Annotated in this window: 27 protein-coding genes; 2 read left to right on the forward strand and 25 right to left on the reverse strand. The window is 34.6% G+C overall.

The window, feature by feature from the left end; all coding sequences use genetic code 11:
* Positions 1-2 precede the first annotated feature (2 nt).
* The 25 genes from secY to rpsL form a co-directional block, all read right to left on the reverse strand.
* Positions 3-1,349, reverse strand: coding sequence for a preprotein translocase subunit SecY (secY, locus tag ABEG11_RS07465; protein ID WP_348823553.1), 1,347 nt, complete (start codon positions 1,347-1,349; stop codon positions 3-5).
* Between the two features lie 14 nt (positions 1,350-1,363).
* On the reverse strand, positions 1,364-1,816 hold the full coding sequence (gene rplO, locus ABEG11_RS07470) for a 50S ribosomal protein L15 (RefSeq protein ID WP_100843395.1): 453 nt from the start codon (positions 1,814-1,816) through the stop codon (positions 1,364-1,366).
* Between the two features lie 11 nt (positions 1,817-1,827).
* Positions 1,828-2,010 carry a 50S ribosomal protein L30 gene (gene rpmD, locus ABEG11_RS07475; RefSeq protein WP_035637325.1) on the reverse strand — a complete coding sequence of 61 codons (183 nt, stop codon included), beginning with the start codon at positions 2,008-2,010 and terminating at the stop codon, positions 1,828-1,830.
* Positions 2,011-2,022: 12 nt separating this feature from the next.
* On the reverse strand, positions 2,023-2,547 hold the full coding sequence (rpsE, locus tag ABEG11_RS07480; RefSeq protein ID WP_156101349.1) for a 30S ribosomal protein S5: 525 nt from the start codon (positions 2,545-2,547) through the stop codon (positions 2,023-2,025).
* Between the two features lie 3 nt (positions 2,548-2,550).
* Positions 2,551-2,901, reverse strand: coding sequence for a 50S ribosomal protein L18 (gene rplR, locus ABEG11_RS07485; protein WP_194639922.1), 351 nt, complete (start codon positions 2,899-2,901; stop codon positions 2,551-2,553).
* 11 nt (positions 2,902-2,912) lie between these two features.
* Entirely contained in the window at positions 2,913-3,455 is a 543-nt protein-coding gene (gene rplF / locus ABEG11_RS07490) for a 50S ribosomal protein L6 (protein ID WP_348823554.1), read from the reverse strand.
* A gap of 18 nt (positions 3,456-3,473) precedes the next feature.
* Positions 3,474-3,872: a 30S ribosomal protein S8 gene (rpsH, locus tag ABEG11_RS07495; protein ID WP_194639919.1), complete on the reverse strand. Its 399-nt coding sequence runs from the start codon at positions 3,870-3,872 to the stop codon at positions 3,474-3,476.
* Positions 3,873-4,032: 160 nt separating this feature from the next.
* Complete coding sequence (gene rpsN, locus ABEG11_RS07500; protein ID WP_194639917.1) at positions 4,033-4,302, reverse strand: 30S ribosomal protein S14; 270 nt, start codon at positions 4,300-4,302, stop codon at positions 4,033-4,035.
* A gap of 3 nt (positions 4,303-4,305) precedes the next feature.
* Entirely contained in the window at positions 4,306-4,857 is a 552-nt protein-coding gene (rplE, locus tag ABEG11_RS07505; RefSeq protein ID WP_194639908.1) for a 50S ribosomal protein L5, read from the reverse strand.
* Between the two features lie 2 nt (positions 4,858-4,859).
* Positions 4,860-5,174 carry a 50S ribosomal protein L24 gene (gene rplX, locus ABEG11_RS07510; RefSeq protein ID WP_103804342.1) on the reverse strand — a complete coding sequence of 105 codons (315 nt, stop codon included), beginning with the start codon at positions 5,172-5,174 and terminating at the stop codon, positions 4,860-4,862.
* A gap of 12 nt (positions 5,175-5,186) precedes the next feature.
* Entirely contained in the window at positions 5,187-5,555 is a 369-nt protein-coding gene (gene rplN, locus ABEG11_RS07515; RefSeq protein ID WP_007803649.1) for a 50S ribosomal protein L14, read from the reverse strand.
* Between the two features lie 2 nt (positions 5,556-5,557).
* Entirely contained in the window at positions 5,558-5,818 is a 261-nt protein-coding gene (gene rpsQ / locus ABEG11_RS07520; RefSeq protein ID WP_194639906.1) for a 30S ribosomal protein S17, read from the reverse strand.
* Positions 5,819-5,835: 17 nt separating this feature from the next.
* Positions 5,836-6,027, reverse strand: coding sequence for a 50S ribosomal protein L29 (gene rpmC, locus ABEG11_RS07525; protein ID WP_348823555.1), 192 nt, complete (start codon positions 6,025-6,027; stop codon positions 5,836-5,838).
* 14 nt (positions 6,028-6,041) lie between these two features.
* A complete protein-coding gene (rplP, locus tag ABEG11_RS07530) occupies positions 6,042-6,467 on the reverse strand; it encodes a 50S ribosomal protein L16 (RefSeq protein ID WP_017495016.1) in 426 nt (141 codons plus the stop codon).
* A 19-nt stretch (positions 6,468-6,486) separates the two neighbouring features.
* Positions 6,487-7,239, reverse strand: coding sequence for a 30S ribosomal protein S3 (rpsC, locus tag ABEG11_RS07535; protein WP_194639902.1), 753 nt, complete (start codon positions 7,237-7,239; stop codon positions 6,487-6,489).
* Positions 7,240-7,244: 5 nt separating this feature from the next.
* The gene (gene rplV, locus ABEG11_RS07540; protein WP_348823556.1) at positions 7,245-7,658 is read right to left on the reverse strand and encodes a 50S ribosomal protein L22; all 414 of its coding nucleotides are present in this window, start codon (positions 7,656-7,658) and stop codon (positions 7,245-7,247) included.
* Between the two features lie 6 nt (positions 7,659-7,664).
* Entirely contained in the window at positions 7,665-7,943 is a 279-nt protein-coding gene (gene rpsS / locus ABEG11_RS07545; protein ID WP_035637298.1) for a 30S ribosomal protein S19, read from the reverse strand.
* A gap of 7 nt (positions 7,944-7,950) precedes the next feature.
* Positions 7,951-8,775, reverse strand: coding sequence for a 50S ribosomal protein L2 (rplB, locus tag ABEG11_RS07550; protein ID WP_194639899.1), 825 nt, complete (start codon positions 8,773-8,775; stop codon positions 7,951-7,953).
* Positions 8,776-8,781: 6 nt separating this feature from the next.
* Positions 8,782-9,072, reverse strand: a complete 291-nt coding sequence (gene rplW, locus ABEG11_RS07555; protein ID WP_077377770.1) for a 50S ribosomal protein L23 — start codon at positions 9,070-9,072, stop codon at positions 8,782-8,784.
* Between the two features lie 7 nt (positions 9,073-9,079).
* Positions 9,080-9,709, reverse strand: a complete 630-nt coding sequence (gene rplD / locus ABEG11_RS07560; protein WP_348823557.1) for a 50S ribosomal protein L4 — start codon at positions 9,707-9,709, stop codon at positions 9,080-9,082.
* The gene (gene rplC / locus ABEG11_RS07565) at positions 9,709-10,326 is read right to left on the reverse strand and encodes a 50S ribosomal protein L3 (RefSeq protein WP_348823558.1); all 618 of its coding nucleotides are present in this window, start codon (positions 10,324-10,326) and stop codon (positions 9,709-9,711) included. Before rplC ends, rplD begins: the two co-directional genes overlap by 1 nt.
* A 154-nt stretch (positions 10,327-10,480) precedes the next feature.
* Positions 10,481-10,786 carry a 30S ribosomal protein S10 gene (gene rpsJ, locus ABEG11_RS07570; RefSeq protein WP_007803605.1) on the reverse strand — a complete coding sequence of 102 codons (306 nt, stop codon included), beginning with the start codon at positions 10,784-10,786 and terminating at the stop codon, positions 10,481-10,483.
* 10 nt (positions 10,787-10,796) lie between these two features.
* Entirely contained in the window at positions 10,797-12,953 is a 2,157-nt protein-coding gene (gene fusA / locus ABEG11_RS07575; protein ID WP_348823559.1) for an elongation factor G, read from the reverse strand.
* Between the two features lie 11 nt (positions 12,954-12,964).
* Positions 12,965-13,441 (reverse strand): 30S ribosomal protein S7, encoded by a 477-nt coding sequence (rpsG, locus tag ABEG11_RS07580; protein ID WP_012022493.1) that lies wholly within the window; start codon positions 13,439-13,441, stop codon positions 12,965-12,967.
* A 53-nt stretch (positions 13,442-13,494) separates the two neighbouring features.
* Complete coding sequence (gene rpsL, locus ABEG11_RS07585; RefSeq protein WP_007136570.1) at positions 13,495-13,878, reverse strand: 30S ribosomal protein S12; 384 nt, start codon at positions 13,876-13,878, stop codon at positions 13,495-13,497.
* A 340-nt stretch (positions 13,879-14,218) separates the two neighbouring features.
* Here rpsL and ABEG11_RS07590 point away from each other — a divergent pair, with 340 nt between their 5' ends.
* Both ABEG11_RS07590 and ABEG11_RS07595 read left to right on the forward strand, forming a co-directional pair.
* Positions 14,219-15,841, forward strand: coding sequence for a BamA/TamA family outer membrane protein (locus ABEG11_RS07590; protein ID WP_348823560.1), 1,623 nt, complete (start codon positions 14,219-14,221; stop codon positions 15,839-15,841).
* 129 nt (positions 15,842-15,970) lie between these two features.
* Positions 15,971-19,147 carry a SusC/RagA family TonB-linked outer membrane protein gene (locus ABEG11_RS07595; RefSeq protein ID WP_348823561.1) on the forward strand — a complete coding sequence of 1,059 codons (3,177 nt, stop codon included), beginning with the start codon at positions 15,971-15,973 and terminating at the stop codon, positions 19,145-19,147.
* Positions 19,148-19,154: the final 7 nt, after the last annotated feature.

Below are 19,154 nucleotides of genomic sequence, written 5' to 3' on the forward strand. Positions count from 1 at the left end.
AGTTAAGCTACTGCTTTTCTATTTTTACCACTTTTCATCAAACCATCATAATGCTTATTCAACAAGTATGAATTAATCTGTTGAATAGTATCTATTGCAACTCCAACCATAATTATCAATGAAGTCCCTCCAAAAAACATTGCCCAAGATTGTTGAACATCCATAAGACTCACAACAATTGCTGGGAACACAGCTATCAAAGCAAGAAATAAAGATCCTGGAAAAGTTATTAAAGACATCACCTTATCAAGATAATCCGAAGTCTCAACACCTGGTCTAACACCTGGTATAAAACCACCACTTCTTTTTAAATCGTCAGACATCTTATTAGTAGGAACTGTAATTGCAGTATAAAAGAAAGTAAATACAACTATTAATGTTGCAAATAAAAAGTTATACCAAAATCCAAACATATCACTAAAAGTGCCAACAATAGATTGTGAAGCATCTGATTTAGACAAACCAGCAACAGCAGCAGGAATAAACATAATAGCTTGTGCAAATATAATTGGCATTACACCAGATGCATTAAGTTTTAACGGAATCCATTGTCTGTTACCACCCATCATATCTTGCTCGAAATCTCCAGATGTTGTACGACGAGCATACTGTACTGGTATTTTTCTCACTGCCATAACAAGTAATACACAAGAAATAATTACAAGCAGCCAAACAATGATTTCAACAACCAATAACATTGGACCACCATTATTATTAGTTACTCTTGTTGTAAACTCTTGTATAAAAGCTTGTGGTAACCTAGCTAAGATACCAACCATAATCAAAAGGGAAATACCGTTTCCGATACCTTTATCAGTAATTTTTTCTCCTAGCCACATGGCAAAAATTGTACCTGTAACTAAGATTACAACTGATGAAAATAAAAATTCAAAAGAATCAAATCCCAAAATGAAAGCTGAACTAGGTAAAGTTCTGTAAAGATTGTAGATATAAGTTGGCCCTTGTACTAAAGTTATTAAAATAGTTAACCAACGGGTAATTTGATTGATTTTTTTTCTACCACTCTCTCCATCACTTTGCAGTTTTTGCAAATAAGGAATCGCTATTCCCATAAGTTGCACAACTATAGATGCAGAAATATAAGGCATAATTCCTAAAGCAAAAACTGACGCTTTAGAAAATGCACCTCCGGTAAACATGTCCAGAATAGATCCTAATCCATTTTTGGTTTGTCCAGCTAAGCCAGTTAATTGAGTTGCATCAATTCCTGGTAACGTTACGTGGGCACCAAAACGATAAACTAAAAGCAGACCTAAAGTAATTAAAATTCTATTCTTTAGTTCCTCTATTTTCCAAACATTACTTATTGATTCAATAAATTTCTTCATCTTAATTCTAGGAATTACATGATTACAGCCTCTCCACCAGCAGCTTCAATAGCAGCTTTTGCAGTAGCAGTAAATTTGTGAGCAGTTACTTTTAATTTTGCTTTCAATTCTCCTCTACCTAAAATCTTAACGATTTCATTTTTAGTAGCAAGACGATTAGCCACATAAACTGTCATATCAACAGTATCGGTAATTACTCCATTATCAACCAATAATTGAAGAGTATCAAGATTAACACCTTCGTATTCTTTACGATTGATGTTAGTGAAACCAAACTTAGGCACACGTCTTTGAAGTGGCATTTGCCCTCCTTCAAAACCAATCTTTTTAGAATAACCAGAACGAGATTTTGCTCCTTTGTGACCACGTGCAGCGGTACCACCTTTACCAGAACCTTCACCTCTACCTAATCTTTTATTTTGATTGTGTGTAGAACCCTCAGCAGGTTGTAAGTTACTTAAATTCATAACAGTATTTGTTATTTAGCTTCTTCAACAGAAACTAAGTGTTTAACTTTATTTATCATACCAAGGATAGCAGGATTTGACTCATGCTCTACAACTTGTCCCATTTTGCGTAGGCCTAAAGCTTCCAAACCTCTTTTTTGAGTAAGAGGACAATTGATTTTGCTTCGAACTTGTTTTACTAATAATTTAGCCATAATTTCCTTGAATTAACCTTTAAAAACTTTTTCTAAAGAAATACCTCTCTGTTTTGCAACAGTGTGAGCACTTCTCATTTGTAATAAAGCATCAAAAGTTGCTTTCACTACGTTGTGAGGATTTGAAGATCCTTGTGATTTAGACAATACATCGTGAATTCCAACTGATTCAAGAACCGAACGAACAGCTCCACCAGCAATAACTCCTGTACCATGAGAAGCAGGAATTAAGAATACACGTGCACCACCAAATTTACCTTTTTGTTCGTGAGGAACTGATTGACCATTCAAAGGAATCTTAACTAGATTTTTCTTAGCATCTTCCACTGCTTTCGCAATTGCTTCAGAAACATCTTTAGATTTACCTAATCCATGACCTACAACTCCATTTTCATCACCTACAACTACAATAGCAGAAAAACCAAAAGCTCTACCACCTTTTGTAACCTTAGTAACACGATTAACACTCACCAAACGATCTTTTAATTCAAGACCACTTGGTTTTACAATCTCAATATTCTTGTATTTAGACATAATATATTAGAATTTAAGTCCAGCAGCTCTTGCGCCTTCTGCTAATGATTTAATACGACCGTGGTATAAATAACCTCCTCTATCAAAAGTTACCACATCAATACCAGCTTTCAAAGCTTTTTCAGCAACTAGTTTACCTACTGCAGTAGCAACTTCTATATTCGTACCTTTACCTATTTCTTTTTCTCTTGAAGAAGCTGCTAACAAAGTAACACCGTTTACATCATCAATTAGTTGAGCGTAAATTTCTTTATTACTTCTAAAAACAGATAGTCTCGGGTTAGCAGCAGTACCACTAATCGTTTTTCTAATTCTGAATCTAATACGTTGTCTTCTTTCAGGTTTTGTTAATGACATAATCTTATTTTTTAAGCTGATTTACCTGCTTTTCTTCTTAATACTTCACCTACAAATTTAACACCTTTACCTTTATATGGCTCTGGTCTGCGGAAACCTCTAATTTTAGCCGCTACTTGACCTAAAAGCTGTTTATCTAACGATGTTAATTTTACAATTGGGTTTTTACCTTTTTCAGATATTGTCTCAACTGTTACCTCAGGAGCTACTTCTAAAATGATATTGTGTGAGAACCCAAGCGCTAAATCTAATTTTTGTCCTTGATTTGAAGCTCTATAACCTACCCCAACCAATTCTAATTCTTTAGTAAAACCTTCTGTTACCCCAATAACCATATTATTGATTAAAGCTCTATACAAACCGTGTTTTGCTCTTTCATCTTTATGATCAGAAGATCTTTCTACTAAGACTTGATCTCCTTCAACTGTAACAGCTACGTCCGAAAACTCCTGTGATAGTTGACCTTTTTTTCCTTTTACTGTAATAATACCGCCAGCAACTTCAACAGTTACCCCAGCTGGTATTGTTACTGGGCTTTTACCTATTCTTGACATCTTATATAGTCTTTAAAATTAGTATACGTAACAAATTACTTCTCCACCAACATTTAACTGCTTAGCTTGTTTCCCAGTCATTAGACCTTTTGAAGTTGAAACAATAGCAATTCCCAATCCATTAAGGATTCTTGGCAATTTGGAAGCGCCTGCGTACTTACGTAAACCTGGCTTACTAATTCTTTGAATATCTTTGATAACCGGCTCTTTAGTATCTTTATCATACTTCAAAGCAATTTTGATAGAACCTTGAACAGTGTTCTCCTCAAACTTGTAACTTAAGATATAACCTTGATCAAATAAGATCTTTGTTATCTCTTTTTTAAGATTAGAAGCGGGAATTTCGACAACTTTGTGGTTTGCAGCCACAGCGTTTCTAACTCGCGTCAAATAATCTGCAATTGGATCTGTATACATATGTATAAAATTGCGGTTTTGGTATTCTTGTCGGACCATCCGAAAGAACCTGAAACCATTAAACTCATTAATTAATCAACAGATAGTTGTCAATTTACCGACAAAAATCCGGCAAACTTACAACTATCTGTTGAAATATCAAAATCGCAAATAATATTTATTACCAGCTTGCTTTTTTAACACCTGGAATTAGTCCATTATTAGCCATTTCACGGAAAGTTACACGTGAAATTCCGAATTGACGCATATACCCTCTAGGTCTTCCTGTCAATTTGCAACGATTGTGCAAACGAACTGGAGAAGCATTTTTCGGTAATTTCTGTAAAGCTTCGTAATCTCCAGCTTCCAATAAAGCTTTTCTTTTCTCAGCGTACTTTGCTACCGTTTTTTCTCTTTTCACCTCACGGGCTTTCATTGATTCTTTAGCCATATCTTAATTCTTTTTAAAAGGTAAACCTAATTCAGCCAACAATGACTTTGCTTCTTTATCTGTTTTTGCAGTAGTAACAAAAGTAATGTCCATTCCAGATATTTTATTTACTTTGTCAATATCAATTTCAGGGAAAATGATTTGCTCTAAAACACCTAAATTGTAATTTCCTCTACCATCAAAACCAGTTGCTTTAATACCACTGAAATCTCTAACACGTGGTAATGAAGAAGTGATAAGTCTATCTAAAAACTCATACATTCTTTCACCTCGCAAAGTAACTTTTGCTCCAATAGGCATCCCTTTTCTCAATTTGAAAGACGCAACGTCTTTCTTTGAAATTGTAGATACTGCTTTTTGTCCAGTAATCTTTGTCAATTCATCAACTGCATAGTCAATCAATTTTTTATCAGATACTGCTGCACCAACTCCTTTACTCAAAACGATTTTTTCCAATTTTGGAACTTGCATTACGTTTGTGTAACCGAATTCTTCTTTAAGAGCAGAGATAACTCTACTCTTATATTCTTCTTTTAGTCTAGGTATATATGCCATTACTATAGTACTTGATTAGATTTTTTTGAAAATCTTACTTTCTTATCTCCCTCAACTCTAATACCTACTCTTGTTGTTTCCTTAGTTTTAGGATCAATTAGAGAAATATTTGATATTTGAATAGAAGCTTCCTTTTTTACAATACCACCTTGAGGGTTTTTTGCACTTGGTTTCGTATGTTTAGAAACTAAGTTTACACCTTCAACAATTGCTTTGTTTTTCTCTTTGTACACGCGTAAAACTTTACCTTCAGCACCTTTATGGTCACCAGCGATAACTCTTACGATGTCTCCTGATTTTATTTTTAGCTTTATCATCTTAAAAACGAATTAAAGCACTTCTGGTGCTAATGATACAATTTTCATGAATTGTTTTTCACGAAGTTCTCTTGCTACCGGACCAAAAACACGAGTTCCTCTCATTTCCCCTGCAGCATTCAAAAGAACACATGCATTGTCATCGAAACGGATATAAGAACCATCAGCTCTTCTCACTTCTTTTTTGGTACGTACAACAACTGCAGTTGAAACAGCACCTTTTTTCACGTTTCCGTTTGGTGTTGCGTCTTTAATTGATACTACAATCTTGTCTCCAACAGAGGCATACCTTCTTTTGGTACCTCCTAAAACACGGATAGTTAAAACTTCTTTAGCTCCTGTGTTATCTGCTACTTTTAGTCTTGATTCTTGTTGTACCATAATTATTTAGCTCTTTCTAGGATTTCAACTAATCTCCAACATTTTGTTTTACTTAAAGGACGCGTTTCGCTGATTCTTACAGTATCTCCAATGTTACAGTCGTTTGTTTCGTCATGTGCAACAAATTTCTTTGTTTTCAACACGAACTTACCGTATAATGGGTGTTTTACTTTAGTTACCTGAGCAACTACAATGGATTTATCCATTTTGTTTGAAGTAACAACCCCAATTCTTTCTTTTCTTAAATTTCTTTTTTCTTCCATCTTTCAGCAGAATACAATTATTGCAATTCTTTTTTAGTAAGCTCTGTAGCTAATCTTGCAACTGTTCTTCTAGCACTTCTAATTTGAAGCGGATTCTCAATTGGAGAGATAGCGTGAGCTAATTTTAGGTCAGCATGTGCTTTCTTAGCTTGGCTAAGTGCATCTTGCAACTCAGCTATAGAAAGATTTTTTATTTCTGATTGTTTCATAATATAATAATTAATTATGCTTCGAAATCTCTAGCTACGACAAATTTAGTTTTTACTGGAAGCTTTTGAGCTGCTAGGCGTAAAGCCTCTTTTGCAACTGACAAAGGAACTCCTCCAACTTCAAACATAATTCTTCCGGGTTTAACAACGGCAGCCCAATATTCAACGGCACCTTTACCTTTACCCATACGTACCTCAAGAGGCTTCTTAGTGATAGGTTTGTCTGGAAATATTTTAATCCATAATTGTCCTTCTCTTTTCATGTAACGAGTAGCAGCAATACGAGCCGCTTCGATTTGACGAGAAGTTAAGAACATTCCATCTTCATGCACAGATTTAATACCAAACATTCCATTAGAAAGTTCGTGTCCTCTTTGGGAATTCCCTTTCATTTTACCTTTTTGTACCTTACGGTATTTTGTTCTTTTAGGCTGTAACATTTTTCTTTAGTTTAAAAATTTACTTTCTTTTACGAGCGTCTGATTTTCCACCTTTATTAAAAGGTTTTCTGTCTCCTCTTGGAGCATCACCACCTTTAGCGCCAGCTTGTTTTTTGTCCATTCCGGCAAGCGGAGAAAGATCTCTCTTTCCGTAAACTTCACCTTTCATGATCCATACTTTGATCCCCATTCTACCATAAGTAGTATGAGCTTCAGCCAAAGCATAATCAATATCAGCTCTGAAAGTTGATAGAGGAATTCTACCTTCTTTGAAACCCTCTGAACGAGCCATCTCAGCACCATTCAAACGACCAGAAATCAAAACTTTGATACCTTCAGCGTTCATACGCATAGAAGCAGCAATAGCCATTTTGATTGCACGTCTGTAAGAAATACGGCTTTCGATTTGACGACAGATGCTTGTAGCAACTAGATACGCGTCAAGTTCAGGTCTTTTAATTTCAAAGATGTTGATTTGAACCTCTTTATCAGTAATTTTCTTAAGTTCTTCTTTCAACTTGTCTACCTCTTGCCCGCCTTTCCCGATAATAATACCAGGTCTTGCAGTAGTGATAGTAACGGTTACAAGTTTCAAAGTTCTCTCGATGATTACTTTTGATACACTAGCTTTTGATAAACGAGCATGGATATACTTTCTGATTTTTTGATCTTCGGCTAATTTATCACCGTAATCATTTCCACCATACCAGTTTGAGTCCCATCCTCTGATGATACCAAGTCTATTTCCAATTGGATTTGTCTTTTGTCCCATGCTGCTTAAGAATTGCTTTGTGTGTTATTGATAGCTCCTAACACGATTGTAACGTGGTTAGAACGTTTTCTTATTCTGTGTGCTCTACCTTGTGGCGCTGGACGAAGTCTTTTCAACATCATTCCACCGTCAACACGGATTTCTTTAACAAATAATCCAGCTTCTTCAAGATTACCTTCACTATTTTTTTGCTCCCAGTTATTGATTGCAGATAATAATAGTTTTTCTAATTTTCTTGAAGCTTCTTTAGGACTGAATCTTAATATGTTAAGTGCTCTTTCTACCTTCTGACCTCTTACCAAGTCCGCTACTAAGCGCATTTTTCTAGGTGAAGTAGGGCAGTTATTCAATTTCGCGAAAGCAATAGACTTATTAGCCTCTTTTCTCGCATCTGCTGTTTCTCTTTTACGAACTCCCATTGCTTCTTATTTTTTACCTTTATTTTTTGCTCCAGCATGACCTCTAAAAGATCTAGTTGGTGAAAATTCTCCTAATTTGTGACCTACCATGTTTTCTGTAACGTAAACTGGTACAAATTGACGACCGTTATGAACTGCGATAGTCTGTCCAACGAAGTCAGGAGTAATCATAGAAGCTCTAGACCATGTCTTAACAACTCCTTTATTTCCACCTGCAATGTTTTCTGCAACTTTCTTGTCTAACTTATAATGAACAAATGGTCCTTTTTTTAATGAACGTGCCATATCTTAATTATTTCTTTCTACGTTCTACGATATACTTATTACTCGGGTTTTTCGGAGAACGAGTTCTATAACCTTTAGCTGGTACTCCATTTCTTGAACGTGGATGACCTCCAGAAGAACGTCCTTCACCACCACCCATTGGGTGATCAACAGGGTTCATCGCAACAGGTCTTGTTCTAGGTCTTCTTCCTAACCATCTTGTTCTACCTGCTTTACCAGATACAACTAATTGGTGGTCTGAATTAGAAACCGCTCCAATTGTAGCTGAACAAGTCAACAAGATCAATCTTGTTTCACCTGAAGGCATTTTAATTGTAGCATATTTTCCATCTCTTGCCATTAATTGAGCAAATGTTCCAGCAGAACGAGCAATTACAGCTCCTTGACCTGGTCTCAATTCAATACAAGAAATAACAGTTCCTAAAGGAATTCTGCTTAAAGGCAATGTATTACCAATTTCTGGCTGAGATTCTGGTCCAGAAACAACTTTCTGACCTACTTTCAATCCATTTTGTGCAATAATGTATGTTTTCTCTCCATCAGCATAAGCTAATAAAGCGATAAATGCAGTACGATTTGGATCGTATTCAATTGATTTCACTGTAGCTGGAATTCCTTCTTTAGTACGTTTGAAATCAATAATACGATATCTCTGCTTGTGACCACCACCCGTATAACGCATGGTCATCTTTCCTTGACTATTTCTACCTCCAGAGTTTTTTATCGGCGCTATCAAAGAGCGTTCCGGCTTATCAGTTGTAATGGCGTCATAACCATTCACAACTCTAAATCGCTGACCTGCGGTAATAGGTTTTAATTTTCTTACTGACATTTTATCTTAGATATTGTTGTAAAAATCAATTGTTTCTCCTTCTTGTACTTGTACAATTGCTTTTTTAATTGCATTTGTCTTTCCACTGATTAAACCACTTTTAGTGTATTTGGTAGTTCTATCCGGTCTCACATTCATTGTATTAACACTCAAAACATTTACACCGTAAGCAGCTTCAACAGCTTTCTTAATTTGTACTTTGTTAGCTTTTCTGTCAACAACGAATCCGAAGCGGTTTAAAACTTCACTTTCTTTGGTTACTTTTTCCGTTACTATAGGTTTAATTATGATGCTCATATCCTATTTATTTACTTAAATTTTCTTCAATTACTTCCAAAGAACTCTCCAAAAGCACTAAATTATTAGCATTCAAAATAGCATAAGTACTTAATTCATTGGCACTTACAGCGTTTGACGCTTTTAAATTTCGTGACGACAAATATACATTTTTATTCGTATCACCCAACACAAACAAAGATTTTTTGTTTTCTAACTCTAAAGCTTTCAAAACATTAACAAAATTCTTAGTGTTTGGCGTTTCAAAATTGAAATCTTCAAGAACAATAATGTTTGATTCTTTTGCTTTAATTGAGAAAGCAGATTTTCTAGCCAAACGTTTCAAGCTTTTATTCAATTTAAATGAATAACTTCTTGGTCTTGGCCCAAAAACTGTTCCACCGCCTTTAAACAAAGGATTTTTTACACTTCCCGCACGAGCAGTACCTGTTCCTTTTTGTTTTTTTATTTTACGTGTACTTCCAGTCACTTCAGCTCTTTCTTTAGCTTTATGTGTTCCCTGTCTTTGATTAGCAAGATATTGCTTAACATCAAGATATACCGCGTGATTATTTGGCTCTATACCGAATACTGAATCAGAAAGCTGCACTTTTCTTCCAGTATCTTTTCCGTTGAAATCTAATACTTTTGCTTCCATTACTTCTGAATGATTACATAAGAGTTTTTGCTTCCAGGAATACACCCTTTAACAACAAGCAGATTCTTTTCAGCTACTACTTTTAAAACTCTAAGATTTTGAACTTTTACATTATCTCCTCCCATTCTTCCAGCCATACGCATTCCTTTGAATACTCTAGATGGATAAGAAGAAGCTCCTACAGAACCTGGTGCTCTTAAACGGTTGTGCTGACCATGAGTTGCTTGTCCAACACCACCAAATCCGTGACGTTTAACAACCCCTTGAAAACCTTTACCTTTAGATACACCTTGTACATCTACAAATTCTCCTTCTTCAAAAATTGAAACCTCAATAAGATCTCCTAATTTTTGTTCAGTTGCAAAACCTTGAAATTCAACGACTTTTTTCTTAGCAACAGTTCCAGCTTTTTTAAAGTGACCTACAGCCGCTTTTGTGGAATGTTTCTCGTTTTTGTCATCGAAACCAAGTTGCAACGCTTCGTACCCGTCAACACCTTTGGTTCTGACTTGGGTAACAACGCATGGTCCAGCTTCAATTACTGTACAAGGAATATTCTTCCCGTTTTCATCGAAAATACTAGTCATGCCGATTTTTCTACCAATTAACCCAGACATAAATATTAATTATTAATTATTAAATATAAATATAGAACGCAGCTTTTAAGCAAATCCTATTTTTAAAGTGGGTGCAAAGGTATAACTTATTTACACACAAACCAAAAAAATATTTTTTACTTAAAAACAGCGTTCCTTTTTACTCTTAAAGTACTTAAACTTTGATTTCAACTTCAACTCCACTTGGCAATTCAAGCTTCATTAAAGCATCAATAGTTTTAGAAGAAGATGAATAAATATCAATTAATCTCTTATATGACATTACTTCAAATTGCTCTCTTGCTTTTTTGTTTACGTGCGGAGAACGCAATACTGTAAAAAGTTTTTTGTGTGTTGGTAATGGAATTGGACCAGTTACAACAGCACCAGTAGTTTTTACTGTTTTTACAATCTTCTCAGCAGACTTATCCACCAACATGTGATCGTAAGATTTTAGTTTTATTCTGATTTTTTGACTCATTTTCTTAAAATTAAGCGTTTCCTTTTGCTTTTTTGATTACTGCTTCTGAAATATTAGAAGGCGTTTCTGCATAGTGTGAAAATTCCATAGTAGATGTTGCTCTACCAGAAGACAATGTTCTTAATGTAGTAACATATCCAAACATTTCTGATAATGGAACATCAGCCTTAATAGTTTTTGCACCATTTCTGTCACCCATGTCATTCACCTGACCTCTACGACGGTTAATATCACCTACGATATCCCCCATGTTTTCTTCCGGCGTAATAACTTCCATTTTCATTATAGGCTCAAGAACGATAGCACCTGCTGCTTTCGCAACTTCTTTATACCCCATTCTAGCTGCCAATTCAAAAGAAAGTGCATCAGAATCCACTGGGTGGAAAGATCCGTCCAACAACGTAACTTTCAAACTATCTACTTGATAACCAGCCAAAGGTCCTGTTTTCATAGCTTCTCTGAAACCTTTTTCAACAGCAGGGATATATTCTTTCGGAACGTTTCCTCCTTTTACTTCATTCACAAACTGCAATCCAACTGGAACTTTACCATCAACTTCATCAGCAGGCTCAAGCCTAAATACGATATCACCGAATTTACCACGACCTCCAGATTGTTTTTTATAAGTTTCTCTATGCTGAGCAGATTTAGTAAACGCTTCTTTGTACTCAACTTGAGGCTCACCTTGGTTCACTTCAACTTTAAATTCACGTTTCATACGATCAACCAAGATATCTAAGTGAAGCTCACCCATACCTGAGATAATTGTCTGTCCTGAAGCCTCATCAGTTCTAACTGTAAATGTTGGATCCTCTTCAGCCAATTTAGCCAAAGCCATACCCATTTTATCTACGTCAGCCTTAGTTTTAGGCTCAATAGCAATACCAATTACCGGAGCAGGGAATTTCATTGACTCAAGAATGATTGGGTGTTTTTCATCACACAATGTATCTCCAGTTTTGATATCTTTAAATCCAACAGCAGCACCAATATCTCCAGCCTCAATATATTCGATTGGATTTTGTTTGTTAGCATGCATTTGGTAGATACGAGAAATTCTTTCCTTGTTTCCAGAACGAGTATTCAATACATAAGAACCAGCATCCAATCTTCCTGAATAAGCACGGAAGAAAGCTAAACGACCTACGAATGGATCAGTAGCAATCTTAAATGCCAAAGCAGCGAAAGGCTCTTTTACATCTGGTTTACGTAAAATCTGTGTTTGATCCTCTTCTAATAATTCAGCATCATCTGGATGAATACCAGCAATACCTTCCTTATCCATTGGAGATGGCAAGTATTTACATACTGCATCTAACATGAATTGAACCCCTTTATTTTTGAAAGATGAACCAGCAAGCATTGGAATGATTGCCATATCAATAGTAGCTGCTCTTAAAGCATTATTGATTTCTTCTTCAGTAATAGAGTTTTCATCCTCCATATACTTATCTAAAAGATTTTCATCATAAGTTGCAATCTCTTCGATAAGGATAGAACGATAATGTTTTACATCATCAATCATATCAGCAGGAATATCAACGATATCAAATGTAGCTCCCTGCGTTTCATCATGCCATACAATAGCCTGATTTTTAACCAAGTCAACAATACCTTTAAAATCAGCTTCATCTCCGATAGGCAAAGTAATTGCTACTGCATTTGATTTCAACATATCTCTAACCTGTCCGCAAACTCCTAAGAAGTTAGAACCTTGACGGTCCATTTTGTTTACGAATCCCATACGCGGTACACGGTACTGATCAGCTAATCTCCAGTTAGTTTCTGATTGAGGCTCAACACCATCAACAGCACTAAATAAAAATACCAATCCATCCAATACACGCAAAGAACGGTTTACCTCTACTGTAAAGTCAACGTGACCAGGAGTATCGATAATGTTAAAGTGATAAGGTTTTGATTCAGGTAAAATTTTACCTTGCTCAGTTGGAAAATTCCATTCACAAGTTGTAGCAGCAGAAGTAATAGTAATACCTCTTTCCTGCTCTTGTGCCATCCAGTCCATTGTTGCAGCACCATCGTGCACCTCACCAATTTTGTGTGATTTTCCAGTATAGAATAAAATACGCTCAGTTGTTGTTGTTTTACCAGCATCAATGTGAGCAGCAATTCCTATGTTTCTTGTATATTTAAGATCTCTAGCCATTTCTTTAAGAATTAAAATCTAAAGTGAGAGAAAGCTTTATTAGCCTCTGCCATTTTGTGAGTATCCATTCTTTTCTTAACAGCAGCTCCTTCTTCTTTAGCCGCGGCTAAACATTCTGAAGCCAATCTCTGAGCCATAGATTTTTCGTTTCTTCTTCTTGCATAAAGAATCAACCATTTCATAGCCATAGAAATTTTTCTGTCCGGTCTGATCTGCATTGGAATTTGGAATGTAGCTCCACCTACTCTACGGCTACGTACTTCTACGTGAGGCATAACGTTTGTTAAAGCATCTTTCCAGATTTCTAATGAAGTTTTTTCGTCATTTTGCTTTTTAGTTTCAATGATATCAATTGCATCATAAAAAACTTTAAAAGCTGTTGATTTCTTACCATCCCACATTAAGTTGTTCACAAAACGTGTTACCAATTGGTCATTAAACCTTGGATCCGGTAAAAGTGGTCTTTTCTTTGCCGCTCTTTTTCTCATGTCTTTTGTTTTTTTACGTAGTTACGATAAATCGCATCTTTACGTGAGTTGATTTACTTTTTAGCTTCTTTTGGACGTTTTGCACCATATTTTGAACGACGTTGCGTTCTTCCTGCTACACCTGAAGTATCAAGTGCACCACGAACAATGTGATACCTAACTCCTGGTAAATCTTTTACTCTTCCGCCTCGCACTAATACTATCGAGTGCTCTTGTAGATTATGTCCTTCACCTGGAATATAAGCATTTACCTCATTTCCATTAGTCAAACGTACACGCGCTACTTTACGCATTGCAGAGTTTGGTTTTTTTGGAGTAGTTGTGTAAACACGCGTACATACACCACGACGTTGTGGACAAGAATCTAAAGCAACCGATTTACTCTTCTTAGTGATCTGAGTTCTTCCTGTTCTTACTAATTGTTGAATAGTTGGCATAATTAAATACTAAAAATTACTTGTTTATAAAATTCCCGCTTTTTACGGGGTTGCAAATGTATAAATTAATTTCCACTATACAAACCATAATTGATTTATTTTTGAAATAAGTAAACATTTGGCTTTTAACAAAATACAAATCCAGAAAATACTCGAAATACCCAGAAGAAAGATCCGAACAAAGAGAAACTTAAAAGACAAACGTTATGATTATTGTAACAAACAATAGATATTTGCGTTACCAATTCTCAAAAAGAAATCAAAATTGAAATCTAAAATCCTAATTCTGTTTTTTTCCCTTACATACATGGCTATTCTTAGTCAAAATCTTCAATTAAGGATGATTGGAAAAACTTCAATTGAAACCAGAACAATTGATTCTATTGGATATTCAATAAAACACCAAAGCATTAAATTAATAAATGAAGAAATAGATTTGTTTAGTAAAAAACTAACCGAGACAGGCTATATTAATCATCAATTTTTTGAAAAAAAAAAAGAAAATGACACCTGCTACACCGTAATGATTTCACTTGAAAAAAAAATCAAAAAAATATACATATATATAGGTATAAAAAACAATGCCTTTTTATCTAATTCATTTGAAACAAAACAAGATACCATCATATTGCCATATTCAAAATCAGAATCTTTTCTAAAACAAACCATACAAGATGTAGAAAAAAAGGGATATGCGTTTGCAAAAGTAAAACTCATTAACATCAAGCAGAAAAATCAAAACCTGCATGCAGATTTATCCATTTCAATTGGTTCCAAAAGAAACTTAAACTCAATTGAAATTAAATACACCGATCAGCAGCAAAAAAAACTTTTCCCAAAAGGAGCCGAAAAACAAATCAATAAAAAATATAAAAACACCATTTTCAACCAAGAAACGGTAAAGCAAATTAATCAGGATTTTGAACAATTCGGTTTTATCAATCAAATTAAGTTTCCTGAAGTATTATTTACAAAAGACACAACAAAAGTATTTGTATATCTAGAAAAAAGAAAAGCAAATAACTTTGATGGTTATTTAGGCTTCAACAGTACAGAAAATAAAAAAGTTCAATTTAACGGATATTTAGATCTAACCCTAATAAACGCAATTAGAAATGGAGAAGAATTATCTATTTATTGGAAAAATGACGGAAACAGTCAAAAAATTTTTAATGGCAATTTAAACATTCCTTATCTATTCAACAGCCCGATAGCCATAAAGGCACAAATCAATATTTTTAAACAAGACAGTATTTTCCAAAACACAAAGACTGCTTTACAATTAGGCTACTTTCTAAATTACAATAAACGGTTTTATATCGGATACGAATCTACCGAGTCAAGCGATATCCAAAATCAGAATAGTCAAAATTTGACCGATTACAAAAACACATTCTACACTGCTTCTTTTGAATTCAAAAAAAACAATTCAAAAAACAGAATATTTCCAATAAAATCATTTGCAAACTTCACAATCGGAACAGGAAACAGAGCGACAGCGACCAGCCCTTCATTGAACCAAAATTTTGTAAACTTTAACATAATGAATAATTTTTATATTAATGAGAAAAATATTATAAATATAAAAAATCAAAATTATATTTTAAAAAGCCAAAATTACATCACAAATGAATTATACCGGTTTGGAGGCATTAATTCAGTAAGAGGATTTTCAGAGAATAGCCTGCAGGCAAATTTAATGATTGCTTTGATGACAGAATACAGATATTTAATTTCATCAGATTTATTCTTCAATTCTATCCTAGACTACTGTTATTACAAAGATCCGACAATTACCTCTAAAAAAAATAACGACGAAAAACTTCTAGGGATAGGTCTCGGATTAGGCGTTCAAACCTCAAGCGGATTATTCAAATTCACCATTACAAACGGGAAGACAAAAGAGGAAGAAATAAAATTTTATAACACAAACATAACGATAAGTTATAATGTTAAATTTTAGCCTTAACAAAAAAAAGAGTTTCAGATATTAGGATAGTTAACAAATTATTATGATTTTTGCGATACTAATTCAAAATATTTAAAAATGAAACTAAAGTTCAATGGATTCTTAGTACTTATTGTAGTACTAGTGGCGCAACTAACTTTTGCGCAAGAAAGATCTGTTTCAGGGATTGTTTCCGACAATGCAGGAATGCCATTACCAGGTGTGAGTGTATTAATAAAAGGAACAAAAAATGGAACTCAATCAGATTTTGATGGAAAATATTCTATCAAGGCACAGCCAAGCGATGTATTGGTATTTAGTTATGTTGGTATGAAATCTTCAGAGAAATCTGCCAGTTCAACAACGCTTAATGTGAAATTAGCAAGTGACGCAACGCAATTAGAAAGTGTTGTAGTTACAGCAATGGGTATTACAAGAGAGAAAAAATCATTAGGTTATGCCACTCAAAAAGTAGATGGAGGAGAAGTTAACAATGTTCCTTCTACGAACTTTGTAAACAACATGGCTGGTAAAGTTGCTGGTTTACAAGTAAAAACAAGCGGAAACATTGGAGGATCAACAAATGTTGTAATTCGAGGTTTTAAATCCATTAACGGAAACAATCAAGCATTATTTGTAATTGATGGAGTACCTGTTGACAACTCAAACACTAATAGTGTAAGACAACAAACTGCTGGTAATGGATATGATTACGGAAATGCGGCTGCTGACATCAATCCAGCTGACATTGAATCAATCAACGTTTTAAAAGGAGCTGCCGCAACTGCGCTTTATGGTTCAAGAGCCGCAAATGGTGCAATTATGATTACAACCAAAAAAGGAAAAGGACAAAAAGGTATTGGCATATCCTTTGACTCAAGTGTAAGCATTGGAACTGTTGATAAATCAACTTTTACAGATTATCAAACTACTTATGGACAAGGTTATTTTCCATCCTTTAGAACTGCATTTGATGTTAATGGAGATGGAACAAATGATAAAGTTGTAAGAACAAATCATGATGGATCATATGGTCCAGCATACGATGGGTCTTTAGTTTATGGTTGGGATTCTTTTGTTCCAGAATCGCCATATTACAAAACTGCAAGAAAATGGCAAGCTGCAGAAAATGGAGCAATTACATTTTTCGAAAACCCAATTACAGCAACAAATTCGATATCTCTTAGCGGTGGGGGGGATAAAGGAAATTACTCTTTATCATACACAAACACATCTGCTAAAGGTTTACTACCAAACAGTAGTCAAGACAAAAACTCTTTCTTAGGAAATGCATCATACAAATTAAATGATAAATTCAGTTCAAGTTTTTTCGCAAATTATATAAACACTAGAACTGTTGGACGTAATAGTACTGGATACTCAGGTAATATTATTTCAGGTTTTAGACAATGGTTTTCTTCTAACATAGATTTACAAGAACAAAAAGATATATATTTCGCAACAAGAAAGAACTATACATGGAATCCTAATAGCCCAACAAACATTACTCCCGCATATTGGAATAATCCATATTTCGAGAGATATGAAAACTATCAAAATGATACAAGAAACCGCTTCTTAGGAAATGCAAGTCTTTCCTATAAAGCTACAAAATGGCTGGATGTAGTTGGTCGAGTATCGGTTGATACATATGCTGATATACAAGAAGAAAGAAGAGCCAACGGATCATACGGAGGTGATGCATTTGGTATCGCTCAATCCAACGAATCATCTGGATACCAAAGATTTAATCGAAATTACTCTGAGTTTAACTATGATTTAATGTTGAATTTTAACAAAGACATTACTGAAGACTTAAACCTTAAAGGTGTAGCTGGTGTAAATATTAGAAGACAAAAATCTAATTCAATACTTTCTTCAACATCTGGAGGCCTATATGTTCCAAAGTTGTATACATTAACAAATTCGGTTAACACTGTTGAAAAACCTGTTGAAACAGAAACTAACCAAGGAGTAAATGGTTATTACTTAAGTGCTTCATTAGGATACAGTAGTTATTTGTTTTTAGACGCTACAATTCGTAGAGATGTATCATCTACTTTACCAAGTGATAATAATGAATACTACTATCCTTCAGTATCTTCAAGCTTTCTATTTTCAAATTTATTGGATCTAGATTGGTTAACTTTGGGAAAAGCAAGACTTGGATATGCAGAAGTAGGAAACGATGCTCCTTTTGCTAAAACTAATGATTATTTTATTAGTCCATCACCTTTTGGAACCCCACTTTATTCGGTAAGTAGTACCAAAAACAATCCTAATCTAGAACCAGAAAGAACAAAAAGTTGGGAGGCTGGTTTAGAAATGCAATTTTTAAAGAGAAGAATTGGTTTTGATTTATCTTTATACAAAACAAATACAATAAACCAAATTGTAGATTTACCGATTTCTGAATCAACTGGCTACACAAGAGTTTACACAAATGTTGGTAATATTGAAAATAAAGGAATAGAACTTACTCTTAATTTAGTACCAGTACAAACAGAGAACTTCTCATGGGACATAACATCAAATTTCACTAAAAACAAAAACACAATTAAATCTTTGATAGAAGGAATTGACAATTATCAATTAGGCTCTTTCCAAGGTGGAGTTTCTGTAAACGCAACAGTTGGACAACCGTATGGTACTATTCAAGGTACTGTTTATGAAACACATGCAAACGGTCAAAGACTTGTTGATCAAACAACCGGAAAATATGTGATTTCTTCAACTAATGACAACGTATTGGGAACTTTTGTTCCAGATTGGAACGCTGGAATTAATAATAAATTTGCATACAAAAACTTTACTTTTAGCTTTTTGGTAGACATTCAACATGGCGGAAGTATATTTTCTTTAGATAGATGGTACGGTGAAGGAACAGGGATAACAACAAATACTGTATTCACAAATGACTTAGGAAATCCTGTTAGAAACACGATAGCAAATGGAGGTGGTATGTTATTGTCAGGAGTAGACGAAAATGGAAATCCAAATACAAAAAGAGTAGAAACTAGCGATGGAACAGATGGAGTATTTGGTTATTTAGGTTCCGCATCATCTGATTATGTTTACGATGCTTCATATGTAAAATTGCGTGAAGTAACTTTTGGATATACTTTTCCTAAAAAGATGCTTGGCGAAACATTCCAAGAATTGTACCTAGGTCTTTCAGGCACAAATTTATGGATCATTGACAAAAACCTACCAGATGCAGACCCTGAAGCAGGTTTAAGTTCTGGAAATCTTCAAGGTTTTCAATCAGGAGTTCTACCTACAACAAGAAACTTTGCTTTCAATTTAAAAGTTAAATTTTAATTCAACC

It is taken from the genome of Flavobacterium aestuarii, from assembly GCF_040049115.1.
GTDB lineage: Bacteria > Bacteroidota > Bacteroidia > Flavobacteriales > Flavobacteriaceae > Flavobacterium > Flavobacterium aestuarii.